The organism is Staphylococcus schweitzeri (genome assembly GCF_002902405.1).
Taxonomy (GTDB): domain Bacteria; phylum Bacillota; class Bacilli; order Staphylococcales; family Staphylococcaceae; genus Staphylococcus; species Staphylococcus schweitzeri.
On sequence record NZ_PPQS01000044.1, the window covers coordinates 56,297 to 73,024 of the forward strand.

The window sequence follows — 16,728 nt, forward strand, 5'->3', positions numbered from 1 at the left end:
TTTAATTTATTTTAGAAAGTGAGAGGTCTATATCTAAATGAAAATTTTCTGAATCAATTGTTTTATTATCATTATAAATTTTAAGAAAGTCTCCAGGTTGACCATGACCTGTATAGAAAAGGTCATATGAAAATGGAGCGCCATTGTTTAAATGGAAAATTATATTCCCTTTATCAAATCCAGAGTTAAACTTAGATTCGTTTCCATATTCTCGCCCTTTATTTGTTTTATTATGACCATAAATATTATATTCTTCCTGAAGATATCTTCGTAATTTAACATCAATTTCTTGAGCGGTTACTTGTTTTTTATTTGTGGATACTCTATCAGTAGAAATTGTTTTGTGTTGACCATTTATCCATAGATTTATCGGAATATTTCTAGCATTATCTAAGTAATCATTAGATAAAGTTATTCCGCCATATATATATTCAACGTTTTGTGTGATACCAGTATAGGGAATTCCAAAGATATCAACTTTTTTTGACTTAAGTCTTTTAACATCATGTTCACTTGAAAATTGTGAATAAAGTGTCTTACCTTCAACTTCATATTCTAATTGATGACTTTGAGGATTATTTTTATCACTTTGATTTTTCAAATCTGTATATTCATAGCTCCCATAATAATTTCTTAAATTTTGAACGCCGACATCAGCATAAGCTTCTTCAGAGTTAGTTAATATGTGTAAACTAATCGCTATTAAAAAAATATATAATTTCTTCAAATTAATAATACCTTCCATATTAGATTTAAAATTTTGATATGCCATTATTTAACTTTAGTTTCTTCAGAATTATTTGTCCCATTATCATGTTTTTCTTCTTTATTAACAGCATTTTTATCATTTTTATCGTCGACTTTTTGATCTGGTGTGTCATTTTGAATGACTTTGTTATTATCAATGTCATGATGTTGAATGTCTTCTGACTCACCCTCTGTTTCAGCTTGATTATTCATACCTGGGTTGTATTTAGGGCTGCTCTTTTTAAATGCTTCAAATTCTTCTTTATCTTTTTCTGACATATCATCAAAAATATTAATAATCGTACCATTGTGTCGATTAACAATAGCGCAACGTTTTAAAGGCGTGCCAACTGCATCGCGGACTAGATGTTCAACATAATATTCATGTTCATTACTTCGTTCAAGATTTGTTTTATAATTTAAAGTTTGATATTCATTAACGCCTCTTGCTTTGTAATCGTTTCGAACGATATCTTCGGCTTCTTGTGGTGTCATTTGCTTTTCTGTATTTGACTGTGTAGTGTTATCAGTTTCTTGCGTCTTTTTATTAGTGTCATTTGATTTACTACTATTTTCTTTATGTTGATTAGCACCACAGGCAGTTAATAGTGACAATGATAATGTGATTGCAACGATAGCTTTGAATTTCATTTGTTTAATCTCCTTGATTTCATTATGTATAATTAATTTTTCCGTAAAAGAAGGGTAGCCGAGCTACCCTGAAATTTTATTCTGTTGAAGCGTCGTACATGCTATCTTCATTGTGAATATTTTGGCTAGGTGGTGCGTCACTTGTAGCAGGTTTGCTTTGAGGTGCTAACTCTACAAGAGCGGTTTCCTCTTTAGATTCATTTTTCTCTACACTAGATTTATCGCTTTGAGACACATCTTGTTTATCTTCATCTTTACTAGACTGTTCACTTTCTTCAGAATCATTAATCGTACTAGAAGACGAAGTAGGTGTATCAACGGAAGCTTCATAATTTACATTAGCGCTATTTGAACTCGCAACAGCTACCTCTGTATCTTGCTTATCTTTTTTAGCTTTTGATGTTTTTTTAGCATCGGATAAATCAAATGTAATCTTCTTGACGCTAAATAAACTAGAAATAACTTCTAATTTTTTATCTTTTGCATTGGCTATGCTTTCTGACACATCGAAAACAATTTTACCTTGAGCAGTGCTATCTGGATTTATACGTTGTAAGAAAAATGAATTTTCTATACTACCGTTGTCATTTTGATTAGCAGACATAGAGCCTGTATTATCGGCTTCAAATGTTTTATCACCTGATTTTAGTTTAAACATCGAACTATCAATTGTTAACGCTTCTTTGCCTTTGTTTTTAATCGTCACATCAGCAACGACAAATGTACCTTTTGCATTTGTTGGTGCGATAGATGGACCAACTGATTTCATAGTTTCAACTGAATTAATTGTGACTTCAAGGTCACCATTTTTTACAGTCTCACCAATTTTATGTGTTTTGTTCGTTTCCTTAGAATTATTTCCACCAAGGTTACCAGTGATACCAGCTGTACAAGCTGAAATACCGATTATAATTAAAATAAATAAAACTAGACATCCACCACAACCCCAGAACCATCCTTTTCTAGATTTCTTTTGTCCGTATTGCTGGTGCTGTTGATTTTGCTGGTTTTGATGCTTTTGAAAGGCTTGGAATTGTTCCCATTGCCTTTTTTCTTCTTCGCTTTTAAATTGATTACTCATTCCTAAAAAATCTCCCTCATTATAAACTATGTGATTTGTGTATCAAGCTAAATACAATTTGAATAAATTTTTATCGCTTGTTGCTTAACCTTTACCTGGTTCACATGCACGTTGATCTTTATCTCTATCAAGATGAGGTCGATAGGCTGGATGACCTGCATTTACACCATTAGGATAAACTTTTCTTAGTTCCGTACAATTTGAAAATGACTGTTGTGTATTCGTTTCTGGTTCAGGTGAAGTCTTTGGCTGTGTAGGTTGCTGATTTTGTTTTGACTTATCATTATCTTTAAGGCTCTTTTGTGGGTTGTCATCAATATTATTTGTATTAGTTTCTTCATTTGATGATTTATCTTGAGGTGTAGATTGTGTATTGTCATGTTGTCTCGACTCTGAATTTTCATTTGTAACTGTTGTATCTGTTTCTTGTTTATCTTTGTCAGTATTTTTATCGGATTCCGACTTATTTTCTTTCTTATTTTTGTCTTTACTACTCGTTTCTGTCTTTGACGATTTATTAGATGATGAATCGTCATTGTTACCTATAAGCATTGAACATGATGATATTAAGATAATTAATAAAATTAAAGAAATAAGACAGCCACCACATCCTTTTAACATGCCACGTCTTTCAGAACTTTTATCAGTTTGGTTTTGATTCTTGTTGTTTTCAGTATTCAATAGTTAATCTCCTCTATATTTGTATGTTAATTTCATGAATCTCTGTAAAAAACTTGATGCTAATTAGAGGGAGTTGCTTATGTGTAAAACGCTTTCACTAAATCACATAATATTATTCTATCAAATTAGTAGTGAGAATACTTTAATTATTTTCGAAAATTTAAAATTATTTTTACATTGTGAGTATGCTAATTTGAAAAAGCTAAAATTGTGTCATTTCTAAATTGAAATAAATATGTTAAAAATATTTAATCAAGCTATAAAATGACATTGGTATAATATGGTGTACTTATTTTTAGAGGTGTTGGTTTTGAAGAAAGTTTTAAAACATAAGTGGATGAAAGTTTGTTTAATAATAAATGTTGTAATTATTTTAAGTAGTTGTGGCACGAGTAATAAAATAGAAGGTCAACATTTTGATATACAACAACACAATAAGAATATCGGTAGTGTTTATTTTTCAGCAGATTATGCACAAGTTAAAGGTTTGGAAATGGGAACTGCAAAGTATTTTATTAATAAAGTGGGAAGCAAACGTTACTTATTCATTGAATACATACCCAATGAAATTTTACCTTGCAATCCAGAATTTTGGCAAACGTTAAAATATAAAAAGGACAAGGTAACTTATTATATATACTTGATTGAAAATTTAGATGATGAAGTTTTTCATTTAAGTGCGTTACAGAATATTGATCAGAAATCTATTAATGACGTAGATGATTTGGTCTCAATTGCTAAATCACCACATCAAAATGATAGAATTACATTAAAAATTAAAAAATCATAAATGATATAAGTAGACAAATTATTTTACGATATGTATTTGCCATTATAACAATCATATCAATGAATCAATGCGTCTACTTTTTTATATTTTTAAACATAACCACTGCTAGAATGTCATAAAATCGTTATAATTATAATGTAAATGAATATGGGGGAATAGAGTATGGATTTTTGGTTAAATAAACAAGCACAACAAAATGGCCAACATATTGCGATTACTGATGGTCAAGTTTCCTACACCTATCGAGATTTATATCTTAAGGCGTATCGTTTGGCTACGAAACTGAAAATTTATCAACAGTCGCGTGTTGGACTATACATAGATAATTCCATTCAATCTGCCGTTTTAATTCATGCATGTTGGCTGGCTAATATTGAAATTGCAATGATTAATACAAGATTGACACCGAATGAAATGACGAATCAGATGAGGTCAATAGATGTACAATTGATTTTTTGTACCTTGCCACTGGAATTGCGAGGGTTTCAAATTGTATCGCTGGATGATAATGAATTCGAAGGTACGGATATTACAATGAACGGTTTGCTGGGCAACACAATGGACGTTCAATATGATACATCGAACGAAACTGTGGTGCAACGTGATTCAACCTCTAATTTATTAAATACATTTTTTAATTTAGATGACATTGCATCGATTATGTTTACATCGGGGACAACTGGCCCTCAAAAAGCGGTACCGCAAACGTTTCGTAATCATTATGCCAGTGCAATCGGATGTAAAGATAGCTTGGGATATAATCATGATACTAATTGGCTATCTGTCTTGCCGATTTATCATATTTCGGGTCTCAGTGTAATCTTAAGAGCTGTTATTGAAGGGTTTACTGTGCGCATTGTTGATAAGTTCAATGCTGAACAAATTTTAACGATAATTAAAAATGAACGCATCACACACATTTCGCTTGTACCACAAACTTTAAAATGGCTTATGCATCAAGGTTTACATGAACCTTATGATTTACAAAAAATATTACTTGGCGGTGCTAAATTATCTGCCACAATGATAGAGACGGCATTACAATATAACCTGCCAATTTATAATTCATTTGGTATGACTGAGACATGCTCGCAATTTTTAACAGCAACACCTGAAATGTTGCACGCACGTCCTGACACTGTAGGGATGCCAAGTGCCAATGTTGACGTGAAAATTAAAAATCCTAATAAAGAAGGTCATGGAGAATTAATGATTAAAGGCGCCAATGTGATGAATGGATATTTGTATCCATCTGATTTAACGGATACGTTTGAAAATGGTTATTTTAATACGGGTGACATTGCTGAAATAGATCATGAAGGTTATGTCATGATTTATGACCGACGTAAAGATTTAATCATAAGTGGCGGTGAAAATATTTATCCTTACCAAATTGAAACGGTAGCGAAGCAATTTCCAGGTATCAGTGATGCAGTATGTGTAGGGCATCCTGATGATACTTGGGGACAAGTGCCTAAATTATATTTTATCAGTGAAAATGACATTTCTAAGGCACAATTGATTGCATATTTATCACAACATTTAGCGAAATATAAAGTACCGAAACACTTTGAAAAGGTTGATACTTTACCTTATACATCAACAGGTAAATTACAAAGAAATAAGTTGTATAGAGGATGATTTGATGAAGTTGACAGCTTTGCATTTTTATAACTATAGTGAGCCATTTAAGTCACAAATTGTAACACCGAAAGTCACTTTAACGCATCGTGATTGTTTGTTTATCGAATTGATTGATGACAAAGGATATTCATATTTCGGAGAATGTAACGCTTTTCAAACAGATTGGTATGATCGTGAAACCATTGCAACTGTGAAACATGTGATTGAGCAATGGTTCGAAGATAATAGAAATAAATCATTTGAAACGTATGAAGCAGCACTTGAATTATTAGCACCTTTAGAAAATGCGCCTGCTGCAAGGGCAACTATTGTAATGGCAATATATCAAATGTTTCATACATTATTTTCATTTTCAGTGGCATATGGTGCGACAGCGAGCGGCTTATCAAATAAACAATTAGAGTCATTGAAAGCAACAAAGCCAGCCAGAATTAAATTAAAATGGACGCCTCAAATTATGATTCAAATTAGAGCGTTACAGAAATTGGACTTTCAATTTCAATTGGTTATAGACGCAAATGAGTCATTGTCTCGTAAAGACCTCGCACAGTTAGAGTCATTAACACGTGAACATGTTCTTTATATAGAAGAGCCGTTTAAAGATATCTCAATGCTTGATGAAGTAGTGGATGAAAAAATACCTCCAATCGCACTTGATGAAAAGGCGACATCGTTGCCGGTCATTATTAATTTAATAGAACAATATAATGTGGGTGTTGTCGTACTAAAGCCATTTCGACTTGGTGGCATTGATAAAGTGGAAATCGCTATGAAGACATTGAAAAAGTACGGTGTAAAGGTAGTAATTGGTGGCATGTATGAATATGGTTTAAGCCGTTATTTTACAGCGATGCTTGCTTGTAATGGTGACTATCCTGGAGATGTTACACCAGCAGGTTATTATTTTGAACAAGATGTGGTTGCTCGTTCAGGCATATTAAAAGAGGGACGACTCGAATTTCGCCCCCCTTTAGTAGATATAACGCATTTACAACCATATTAATGGTCATGTTTATGTGAATGTTTGCATGCTGACCTGTCTTTTTTTAATGGAACAGGGTCAAAGCCACCTTTATGAAGCGGATGACATTTTAAAATGCGACGGATGCCTAAATAAAGACCTTTAAAAGCACCGTGGTATTGAATCGCTTCTCTAGTGTACTCTGAACAAGTTGGATAAAAACGACAAGTTGGTGGAGTGAGTGGCGAAATGAAACGTTGATAAAAATGAATCATTGCCAAAAATATCTTTTTCATAATTAATGCCTCCAACAATTAGTGATTAACTAATATATTAACATACAATGTAGGGATGTGATGCGTGTGAAGTTTAGGGATAAGGATAATCGTCAAGTCAATTTAACATTTAAAAAGGACAATGAGATAGCTGATGGCAATCATGTACTAGCTATTCCGAAGTTTGAAAACCAATTACTTTTTACCAAACATAATGTACGAGGTATTGAATTTCCTGGTGGTAAAAGGGAACACGGGGAAAGTAGTGCCGAAGCAGTGACACGTGAATTATATGAAGAAACAGGTGCCAAAGTTAAAAGTATTCATTACATAGCACAATATACTATTGAAACGAACGATCAAACAGATTTTGTAAAAGATGTATATTTTATCGAAGTTGAATCAATAGTTAGTAAGAACAATTATTTAGAAACAGCAGGACCAGTGTTGTTTAACAGTGTCAGAGATATAGAACAAGCACAACAAAGTTTCTTACTTCAAGATAGTACCATTTTAAAATGCGTAGAGAGGGTGCAATCACTTGGATTTTATCAAACGTAAACGAATGCCAATTGAATCTTTTACGCATCAATTCGAAGAAGTTACATATTTGTCAGATGATTTTCAAGTAAAAGCTTTAATGATGTCACCACATCATGATGTTAAACGGATTGTAGTTTATTTACGAGGTGGCAAAGGGCAAATAGGACGTGTGCGCGCAGGTAGATTAATGCAATTTTCAGATGAGCATACTTTAGTAATTGGCCCATACTACCGAGGTAACAATGGTAGTGAAGGTAGAGATGAATTTTATCGTGGCGATTTAAATGATGTGACTGAATTATTAAGCTTGCTACATGATAAATATCCGCAAGCTTTTATTCATATGATTGGTTTTTCGCGAGGTGGTTTACAAGGGTTGTTGACATTTCAAGACTTACCAGTAACAAGTTATATAATCTGGGGCGGTGTCTCAGATATTTATTTAATGTATGAAGAACGTGTCGATTTAAGAGGTATGCTTAGGAGAATGATTGGTCATCCGAAAAAAGATCAAGCAGCATATGAGGTACGCCAAGCTATTCCAAATATAGATAAAAAGAGTCCGCCGATATTAATTGTGCATGGAGGAGAAGATAAACAAGTTGGTATTCAACATGCGAATCATTTAGCAGAGCAACTAGAGTTAAAAGGTGCAAAGTTTGACACGTTCTATCAAATGGCAGAAGGGCATGTGCCAAGACCACCAGCCATGTTTGAAGCATTGGCTTATATTAAAGGTTTTATGAGCAAAGTTGAGTTGAATAGCTAGTACGAGATGTGAATAGCACATGTTAACTATCAATCTTTGAAGATATGATATATGCGTTGAGTTAATAATAGTGCTTTAAGTTAAGAGGGGGAACAAGATTAAATAAGAGATTTGAATTTAGCATGAAAATGACCTTAAATAATTATTGTTGCGTTGAAAAGCAACTATACAAAATGCCTGCAAATTTTTTACTATATAAAATGAGAAGAGCCAACCATTGTTAGACTGTAACAGCGGTTGGCTCTTTATTTAGTATTCAAATTTATTTGTTGAAGCTACCTTTTTCAGCAATATGTTCAACTTTTTCACCAAATTTTTCGAAGTTCTTTTCAAAACGTTGAATTAAATCTTCTGCTTGAGCTTTATATTTCTCTTTGTCGCTCCAAGCATTAATTGGATTTAAAATAGTTTTAGGAACATCTTCAATTTCTACTGGAATGCTAAGACCAAACGTACTATCTTTTGTATATTCAGCATTTTTCAATTTGCCAGAAATTGCTTGGTTTACCATTTGACGTGTGTAATGTAAGCTGATTCTACGTCCTACGCCATATTTTCCACCAGTCCATCCAGTATTAACAAGATAAACATCAACATCATGTAAATCGATAAGTTCACCTAATAAATCAGCGTATACAGTAGGGTGCAACGGGAAGAACGGTGCGCCGAAACATGTCGAGAATGACGGTTCAGGTTCTGTAACACCACGCTCTGTACCAGCCAATTTAGATGTGAAACCACTTAAGAAGTGGTACATAGCTTGATCTTTATTTAACTTTGAAATTGGCGGAATAACACCAAATGCATCCGCAGTTAAGAAAATAATTGTATTTGGATGTGCTGCTTTTGATGGTACGACAATGTTATCTATATGATTAATTGGATAAGCCGCACGCGTATTTTCAGTGTAGCGATTGTCTTCGAAGTCTACTGAACCGTCCTCAGCAACGACAGTATTCTCTAAAATCGCACCATATTTAATTGCGTCAAAGATCTGTGGTTCTTTTTCTTTGGAAAGATTGATTGCTTTTGCATAGCAACCACCTTCTATATTAAAGACTCCGTTTTTATTCCATCCGTGTTCATCATCACCAATTAGTTTACGGTGCGGATCAGCTGATAAGGTTGTTTTACCAGTGCCAGATAGACCGAAGAATAATGCTACATCGCCTTTTTCACCAACATTTGCTGAACAATGCATACTCATAATATCTTGCATCGGTAATATGTAATTCATTACGGAGAAGATACCTTTTTTCATTTCGCCAGCGTATTCAGTACCACCAATTAAAATTACTTTATGTTTAAATGAAATAATGACAAATGTTTCAGATTTAGTACCATCTACTTCTGGATCTGCTTTAAAATGTGGGGCAGAAACGATAGTAAAGTTTGGTTTAATCTTTGTAGCTTCTTCTTTTGATTCAGGTCGGATAAACATATTTTTAGCAAATAAATTATGCCAAGCTAATTCGTTGATGACTGTAAGTTTTAACATTGTATCCTTATCGCTACCTGCGTAACCTTTGAAAACATATAACTCATCTTTTTTATCTAAATAGTCTAATACTTTATGGTATAACTTCAAGAAAGTTTCTTCATCGATAGGTTGATTGATATCTCCCCAGTCAATGTTATCTCTATATGAAGGTTCTGAGACAAAAAATTTGTCTTTAGGCGAGCGACCAGTATATTTACCAGTACTAGCATTAACAGCACCAAGTTCTGTTAATACGCCTTCCTTATTATCTAAAATTTTATTATAAAGTTGTGTCGTCGAAAGCTGAAAATGTGACGTTGGTTTTTTCAATAATTTGTCAATTTTAGTTGTTTCAGTGTATGTGTCTACTGACATCCTAAATCCCTCCAAAGCGATAATTTAAATGTAAGCCTTTACATTTAATTAGTATAACACATTAACATAATTAATCTACAATATTTTACTGCAAATTTATTTATCAAAAATTGACATTAATTCATTATTTAGGTACTATTAATTTTAACGGATTCTCTTATCCTGAGTGGTGGAGGGACATGGACCCAATGAAACCCAGCAACCTCTTTTTTATAAAAGAAAGGTGCCAAACCGTTTGCAGACAAATAGGTCTGAACGATAAGAGCGAATGGACGTATTAGGCCTTCTCTCTATACTCATAGTTAGAAGGTCTTTTTTATTTAGCTCACAGAGAGAGAATTTTCGTAATATAAATTTAAAGGAGCAAACTATGTTAACTAACAAACGATTATTTACTTCAGAGTCTGTTACAGAAGGACACCCAGATAAAATCGCTGACCAAGTGTCAGATGCAATATTAGATGCTATTTTAAAAGACGACCCAAATGCACGTGTAGCTTGTGAAACTACAGTTACAACAGGTATGGCATTAATCGCCGGCGAAATTTCTACAACAACATATGTTGATATTCCAAAAGTTGTTAGAGAAACAATTAAAGAAATTGGTTACACTAGAGCAAAATATGGCTATGATTATGAAACAATGGCAATTTTAACTGCGATTGATGAACAATCACCTGACATTGCACAAGGTGTGGATAAAGCATTAGAATATCGCGATAAAGATAGCGAAGAAGAAATTGAAGCTACTGGTGCAGGTGACCAAGGATTAATGTTTGGTTACGCAACAAACGAAACAGAAACATATATGCCTTTAGCTATCTATCTATCACATCAATTGGCTAAACGTTTATCAGATGTGCGTAAAGATGGTACATTAAGCTATTTACGTCCAGACGGTAAAGTTCAAGTCACTGTTGAATATGATGAAAATGATAACCCAGTACGTATTGATACAATTGTCGTTTCAACACAGCATGCTGAAAATATGACATTAGAGCAAATTCAAGAAGACATTAAAGCCCATGTCATTTATCCTACAGTTCCTGAAAACTTGATTAATGAACAAACTAAATTCTACATCAACCCAACAGGACGTTTTGTAATTGGTGGACCTCAAGGTGATGCTGGATTAACAGGACGTAAAATTATAGTTGATACTTATGGAGGGTATGCACGTCACGGTGGTGGTTGCTTTAGTGGTAAGGATCCAACAAAAGTAGACCGCTCAGCTGCATATGCTGCACGTTATGTTGCTAAAAATATAGTTGCAGCGGGCTTAGCAGATCAATGTGAAGTTCAATTAGCATACGCCATTGGTGTTGCAGAACCAGTTTCAATTGCAATTGATACATTTGGAACTGGAAAGGTTTCTGAAAGTCAACTCGTTGAAGCAGTAAGAAAGCACTTTGACTTAAGACCGGCTGGCATAATTAAAATGCTTGATTTGAAGCAACCAATATACAAACAAACTGCTGCTTATGGTCATTTTGGACGAACAGATGTATTATTCCCATGGGAAAAATTAGACAAAGTTGAAGAATTAAAAGACGCAGTTAAGTAATGATTCGAACTAAATAAGGCTAATTAAAAGATTTTCGGTATATAAATGATATTATGTATCGAAAATCTTTAGCTTTTCTATTATAATTAAAGTTATTCATATATTATAAAGGAGCGTTGTTGTGATGGATTTATCTTCACCAGTAGTCATTGGACTCATTACTGCAGTAGTTATTGCATTAATCTTTTTTGTTCTTTTCTTAATTGCATTAGGCAGTAAGAAAAAAGTTAAGCGACAAACAGAAGAAAAGTATGAACAACAAGAACAAAACATTAAAAAGTCTCATGAAGAAGCTTTAGAGAAAGAGCGTATTCAGAATAAGAAGACAATTACGAAACAACAAGAAGATTACAACCATATGGTTAGTACAAAAGACCGTGAGATTGATGCATTAAAATTGTTCTCGAAAAATCATAGTGAATATGTAACGGACATGAGACTAATTGGCATTCGTGAAAGATTAGTTAAAGAAAAACGAATTCGACCAGAAGATATGCACATTATGGCAAATATCTTTTTACCAAAGGATGGCTTTAATAATATTGAACGCATAAGTCATTTAGTATTGACTAGAACTGGACTTTATATTATTGATTCTCAATTGTTAAAAGGTCATGTATATAATGGTATCAGTGGCGGTCAATTTAAAGATTTACCACCAATGGAACAAGTATTTGATACGTTAGATTTAGATAAATCAAGACCACAAACCATTGTTATGGATCAAAATGATGATAAACGTTCACTATCATTTGTAAATTATTCAGATCAAATTGAGTCAATTAAACAATTAGCCGAAGATTTACAAAAAGAATTGGGTGCCAAATATACGCCAACTTCAATTTTATACTTTAATCCTAAAGATGAAGGTGACGTAACGATTTCAAATTATAATCAAAATAGCGCTGTAAAAGTACTTGTTGGTGCCGAGCAATTAGATGAATTCTTTAACAAATTTGTATTCCATGGTCGTATTCAATACAATGTTGAAGACCTACAACAAATGATGGACAAAATCGAATCATTCAATTAAATAGAAGGCTGGAGTAATGACTTAATGGTTGTTACCTCAGCTTTTTTATTTTGTTATACATTAAAAGGAGTTGTGCTTTATGTACAACAAAGTATTATATTTAGTCATAAAGTAAAAAGATTTTTTACATTTTGACTTATATTTAGGAATTATAAATAGAATTTTAGTGGTTGATAGACAAAAGTGTTTTTAAATGAATGAATAAAGATAGATTTGTTATGATAACAAGGTATAATACATTAAAAAGTGAGGCGTTATTAATGGAGGTTAAACAATTTTATAATGGGAATGAAATGCCACAAATTGGTTTAGGAACTTTTCGTGTTGAAAATGATGAAAATTGCATGAAAAGTGTTAAACATGCAATTGAGCAAGGATACCGTAGCATTGATACTGCAAAAGTGTATGGGAATGAAGAGCAAGTTGGGGCAGGTATTCGTGCAGGATTGGAAGCAACTGGATTAAGTAGAGAGGACTTATTTATTACTTCAAAATTATATTTTGAAGATTTTGGTAGAGACAATGTTGCCAATGCTTACCACGCTAGTTTATCACGCCTTGGTTTAACATATTTAGATTTATACTTGGTACATTGGCCTGGTACAAACGAAGCAATTATGATTGATACATGGAAGGGCATGGAGGACCTATATAAAAATAATGAAGTGAGAAATATTGGCGTTAGCAATTTTGAGCCTGATCATTTGGAGGCATTGTTGGCGCAAGTGTCAATTAAACCAGTTATTAATCAAGTTGAATTTCACCCTTATTTAACACAACATAAATTGAAATTGTACTTGGAAGCGCAACATATTGTGATGGAATCTTGGTCACCATTGATGAATGCACAAATATTAGATGATGAAACAATTAAAGAAATTGCTAAAGAAATAGGTAAATCTGCGGCACAAGTAGTTATTAAATGGAACATACAGCATGGTGTAGTATCGATACCTAAATCTGTCACACCTGAAAGAATTACTGAAAACATAAATATTTTCGATTTCAATTTAACAGATGAGCAAATGATACGAATTGATGCTTTGAATCAGGATAGAAGAATTGGACCTGACCCAAAAACATTTGAAGGTTAATTAAATCATGAGTGACGAATAAAAATAATGCTTTTGGAACTCTAAGTATTTCAAAGACGATATTAATTAAAGGTAGGCGTCAATTAACTAAGAAAAGTTGAACGAGTCAGGAGACTTAAACATAGCTTCTCCTTTTGATTTATCATAGTTATGGTTATCCCGGTTTTATGGTGAAGATAAATCTTTAGAAGGATCAATTTGCGTATTAGATTGTTCAGAATTAATTGATAATGATTTGAACATAAAGGTTTAATCGATATATTAAATACCAATATAAAATTACTTAAAGGTTCAACACTATATTTTGATTGATGCAAAATTAAAAAATGCTTTATCCAGTTTGGGATGTGTGATTGTCACTTTACTGAATAAAGCATTATTTTTTTAAATATGAAAACCGATATAACAGGCAATAAATCCGATAATAAATTGTAAAAGTGAATAATTGATAAAATGTGTTAACCTAAGCTTAGGGTGCAACATTAATGTAAGCTCTTTTGCTAACGTTGAAAATGTTGTAAGTCCACCTAAAAATCCTGAAACAAAAAGAGCAGATAACCACGTGTTTGAAATTGCCATTCCCATTATTAGTCCGATGAGAAAGCTACCAATGAGGTTTACAATAAGCGTTGGGATTGGCAATGGTGATGCAAATTTAGCATTACAATAATCTGTTAATGCACCTCTAACAACTGCACCAAAGCCGCCACCAATCATAACTAATAATGTAGATATCATGATATGGCACCTCCAGCTTTCATACCACAATGACATAATAAGATGCCTAGAACATAACTTGTTACGGCATATAATAGCAATGTTACAAATTGCTGATGATCAAACATATGTACTAATTCGATTTGAAATGTTGAAAAAGTCGTTAACGCACCTAAAAATCCTGTTGTAATTGCTTTTTTTAATGTTGGACGATTTTTAAAAAAAGAAATGGAAAAAGTAGTTAAAAATCCCATAACAAATGCGCCTAATAAATTCGTAACAAAAGTACCAGCAGGAAATGAACCAGATACATTAAGAAATGAAATTAGGTAACGTAAAAGTGCGCCTAAAGCACCACCTATAAAAATATATACATATTGCAATTGATTCACCTCGAATGATAAAGTTTTGTCTTTAATCAAAAATGAGGTTTTGACAAAGTTGCGATTATAAAAAATCACGCTATTGCCAAACCTCAATATAGTTATATCATGATGTCTATAATTATACAGTAATGATGTATAAATTTTATGAAGCATTGGTATTTTGTTATAAGCCAATGGTATTTACTTTGATGTTAAATTAAATTTAAATTCATATAAATGTTTTTGTGATGTGACTTAAATTAAGCCAAATGTATGAACGATTGAAAAAATATGAACTAAAATTACAATTAAAATAATCCATGGTAAACTTTTACTGGCAACTCTAATCCAATCAGCATCAGGTTTTAATGCTTTTATTGATCGATCTGCAAAAATAATCGCCAAAATAAGAATGATTGAATTCACAACACTGCAGAAGAATATTAATTTTATGAATGAATTAAAAAATCCACTTAGAAAAACATTATTTGTATTAAAGAAAAAGCTTAAAATAATCATTAAGCTAGAAAAGTAAAAGTGTTTTTTTGAACGAGACATGCTTGACCTCCTGGATGGTTATCATTTACATATCGTATCATAAACAAACACAAAACAATAGTTTAAATACTATCTTGACACAATGTTGCAAAAGTAATTTATTTATTTTCTAGGCAAAAAATTAGCTATATATTATAAAAGCGTGATATAAATGTTTTATATAACAAAGAAATAAAAATCATTTTATACAAATGGTAGTAAGAAAAAGACATGCAGATGTTGTTAAAATTTTAATAATAACCAAGGAGGCTATATTATATGGCTAAACTAAATGTTGAAGTATTTGCAGATGGTGCAGATATTGAAGAAATGAAAGCAGCTTATAAAAATAAGCAAGTGGATGGTTTTACTACTAATCCAAGTTTAATGGCAAAAGCAGGTGTTACAGATTATAAAGCATTTGCTGAAGAAGCTGTGAAAGAAATTCCAGATGCATCTATTTCATTCGAAGTATTTGCTGATGATTTAGAAACAATGGAAAAAGAAGCAGCTATTTTAAAACAATATGGTGACAATGTTTTTGTTAAAATTCCAATTGTTAATACAAAAGGTGAGTCAACAATTCCATTAATTAAAAAACTTTCAGCTGACAATGTAAGATTAAATGTAACTGCGGTATACACTATCGAACAAGTTAAAGAAATTACAGAAGCTGTAACTGAAGGTGTACCAACGTATGTTTCAGTATTTGCAGGACGAATTGCAGATACAGGTGTTGATCCATTACCATTAATGAAAGAGGCAGTGAAAATTACACACAGCAAAGCAGGCGTTAAATTATTATGGGCAAGTTGCCGTGAATTATTTAATGTTATTCAAGCTGATGAAATTGGTGCAGACATTATTACATGCCCAGCAGATGTTGTTAAAAAAGTTAATACAAACTTAGGTCGCGATATTAATGAATTACCAGTAGACACTGTTAAAGGCTTTGCAAAAGATATTCAAAGTTCAGGACTTTCAATTTTATAATATAAAACACATAAAAATCCCCATAGGCATTGTGCTTATGGGGGTTTTCAATTGATGCGAATTTATAGTTTTATTTAAATAGTTAAATAATATACTAAGAGAAGGGCGGACTGAAATGATATTTTTACAAAATTTATTTCGATGTCCCACCCCAACTTGCACATTATCGTAAGCTGACTTTTCGTCAGCTTCTGTGTTGGGGCCCCACCCCAACCTGCATTTTTTGTAGAATTTCTTTTCGAAATTCTCTATGTTGGGGCCCCTGACTAGAATTGAAAAAAGCTTGTAACAAGCACATTTTCGTTCAGTCAACTACTGCTAATATAACATTTTAGAGGATAGGACATTGATTTATGTCCTAAACTTCTTTTTGGAATTTATATAATTACAGACGGTAAAATGGACAATAACATATGGAAAGTCATCTA

The 16,728-nt window shown here is 32.6% G+C and carries 18 protein-coding genes and 1 riboswitch; of the genes, 9 read left to right on the forward strand and 9 right to left on the reverse strand.

What is annotated here, in order from left to right:
• Position 1: 1 nt before the first annotated feature.
• The 4 genes from sel28 to CD116_RS10685 all read right to left on the reverse strand — a co-directional run bounded on the left by sel28 (position 2) and on the right by CD116_RS10685 (position 3,160).
• A complete protein-coding gene (gene sel28, locus CD116_RS10670; RefSeq protein WP_047550434.1) occupies positions 2–727 on the reverse strand; it encodes a staphylococcal enterotoxin type 28 in 726 nt (241 codons plus the stop codon).
• A gap of 44 nt (positions 728–771) precedes the next feature.
• On the reverse strand, positions 772–1,398 hold the full coding sequence (locus tag CD116_RS10675) for a hypothetical protein (protein WP_047550355.1): 627 nt from the start codon (positions 1,396–1,398) through the stop codon (positions 772–774).
• A 76-nt stretch (positions 1,399–1,474) separates the two neighbouring features.
• Positions 1,475–2,479 carry a DUF4352 domain-containing protein gene (locus CD116_RS10680; protein WP_047550352.1) on the reverse strand — a complete coding sequence of 335 codons (1,005 nt, stop codon included), beginning with the start codon at positions 2,477–2,479 and terminating at the stop codon, positions 1,475–1,477.
• An 84-nt stretch (positions 2,480–2,563) separates the two neighbouring features.
• A complete protein-coding gene (locus CD116_RS10685; protein ID WP_047550349.1) occupies positions 2,564–3,160 on the reverse strand; it encodes an excalibur calcium-binding domain-containing protein in 597 nt (198 codons plus the stop codon).
• Positions 3,161–3,470: 310 nt separating this feature from the next.
• Between CD116_RS10685 and CD116_RS10690 the strand changes: the two genes are divergently transcribed.
• The 3 genes from CD116_RS10690 (at position 3,471) to menC (ending at position 6,597) form a co-directional block, all read left to right on the forward strand.
• Complete coding sequence (locus tag CD116_RS10690; protein WP_047550346.1) at positions 3,471–3,950, forward strand: DUF4909 domain-containing protein; 480 nt, start codon at positions 3,471–3,473, stop codon at positions 3,948–3,950.
• Positions 3,951–4,112: 162 nt separating this feature from the next.
• Positions 4,113–5,591, forward strand: a complete 1,479-nt coding sequence (gene menE / locus CD116_RS10695; protein WP_047550344.1) for an o-succinylbenzoate--CoA ligase — start codon at positions 4,113–4,115, stop codon at positions 5,589–5,591.
• Between the two features lie 4 nt (positions 5,592–5,595).
• Positions 5,596–6,597 (forward strand): o-succinylbenzoate synthase, encoded by a 1,002-nt coding sequence (gene menC / locus CD116_RS10700; protein WP_047550341.1) that lies wholly within the window; start codon positions 5,596–5,598, stop codon positions 6,595–6,597.
• Here menC and yidD read toward each other — a convergent pair.
• Positions 6,594–6,851 (reverse strand): membrane protein insertion efficiency factor YidD, encoded by a 258-nt coding sequence (gene yidD, locus CD116_RS10705; protein WP_047550339.1) that lies wholly within the window; start codon positions 6,849–6,851, stop codon positions 6,594–6,596. The two genes, menC and yidD, sit on opposite strands and share 4 nt — an antisense overlap.
• 66 nt (positions 6,852–6,917) lie before the next feature.
• Here yidD and ytkD point away from each other — a divergent pair, with 66 nt between their 5' ends.
• Both ytkD and CD116_RS10715 read left to right on the forward strand, forming a co-directional pair.
• Positions 6,918–7,391 carry an RNA deprotection pyrophosphohydrolase gene (gene ytkD / locus CD116_RS10710; RefSeq protein ID WP_078101747.1) on the forward strand — a complete coding sequence of 158 codons (474 nt, stop codon included), beginning with the start codon at positions 6,918–6,920 and terminating at the stop codon, positions 7,389–7,391.
• A 4-nt stretch (positions 7,392–7,395) separates the two neighbouring features.
• Positions 7,396–8,142, forward strand: a complete 747-nt coding sequence (locus CD116_RS10715) for an alpha/beta hydrolase family protein (RefSeq protein ID WP_078101751.1) — start codon at positions 7,396–7,398, stop codon at positions 8,140–8,142.
• 262 nt (positions 8,143–8,404) lie between these two features.
• On the opposite strand, the gene pckA is transcribed toward CD116_RS10715, so the two are convergent.
• The gene (gene pckA, locus CD116_RS10720; protein ID WP_047530727.1) at positions 8,405–9,997 is read right to left on the reverse strand and encodes a phosphoenolpyruvate carboxykinase (ATP); all 1,593 of its coding nucleotides are present in this window, start codon (positions 9,995–9,997) and stop codon (positions 8,405–8,407) included.
• Between the two features lie 154 nt (positions 9,998–10,151).
• Positions 10,152–10,262: riboswitch (SAM riboswitch) on the forward strand.
• A 105-nt stretch (positions 10,263–10,367) separates the two neighbouring features.
• Here pckA and metK point away from each other — a divergent pair.
• From metK to CD116_RS10735, 3 genes are all read left to right on the forward strand, one after another.
• A complete protein-coding gene (gene metK, locus CD116_RS10725; protein WP_047550330.1) occupies positions 10,368–11,561 on the forward strand; it encodes a methionine adenosyltransferase in 1,194 nt (397 codons plus the stop codon).
• 124 nt (positions 11,562–11,685) lie between these two features.
• Positions 11,686–12,594: a nuclease-related domain-containing protein gene (locus CD116_RS10730; protein ID WP_047448369.1), complete on the forward strand. Its 909-nt coding sequence runs from the start codon at positions 11,686–11,688 to the stop codon at positions 12,592–12,594.
• A 260-nt stretch (positions 12,595–12,854) separates the two neighbouring features.
• Entirely contained in the window at positions 12,855–13,688 is an 834-nt protein-coding gene (locus CD116_RS10735) for an aldo/keto reductase (protein ID WP_047426130.1), read from the forward strand.
• 384 nt (positions 13,689–14,072) lie between these two features.
• On the opposite strand, the gene CD116_RS10740 is transcribed toward CD116_RS10735, so the two are convergent.
• The 3 genes from CD116_RS10740 to CD116_RS10750 all read right to left on the reverse strand — a co-directional run bounded on the left by CD116_RS10740 (position 14,073) and on the right by CD116_RS10750 (position 15,328).
• The gene (locus CD116_RS10740) at positions 14,073–14,426 is read right to left on the reverse strand and encodes a fluoride efflux transporter FluC (RefSeq protein WP_047550325.1); all 354 of its coding nucleotides are present in this window, start codon (positions 14,424–14,426) and stop codon (positions 14,073–14,075) included.
• A complete protein-coding gene (crcB, locus tag CD116_RS10745) occupies positions 14,423–14,788 on the reverse strand; it encodes a fluoride efflux transporter CrcB (RefSeq protein ID WP_047550431.1) in 366 nt (121 codons plus the stop codon). Before crcB ends, CD116_RS10740 begins: the two co-directional genes overlap by 4 nt.
• A 237-nt stretch (positions 14,789–15,025) precedes the next feature.
• A complete protein-coding gene (locus CD116_RS10750) occupies positions 15,026–15,328 on the reverse strand; it encodes a hypothetical protein (RefSeq protein WP_047550322.1) in 303 nt (100 codons plus the stop codon).
• Between the two features lie 258 nt (positions 15,329–15,586).
• Here CD116_RS10750 and CD116_RS10755 point away from each other — a divergent pair, with 258 nt between their 5' ends.
• A complete protein-coding gene (locus CD116_RS10755; RefSeq protein WP_047530713.1) occupies positions 15,587–16,300 on the forward strand; it encodes a transaldolase in 714 nt (237 codons plus the stop codon).
• The last annotated feature ends 428 nt before the right edge of the window (positions 16,301–16,728 follow it).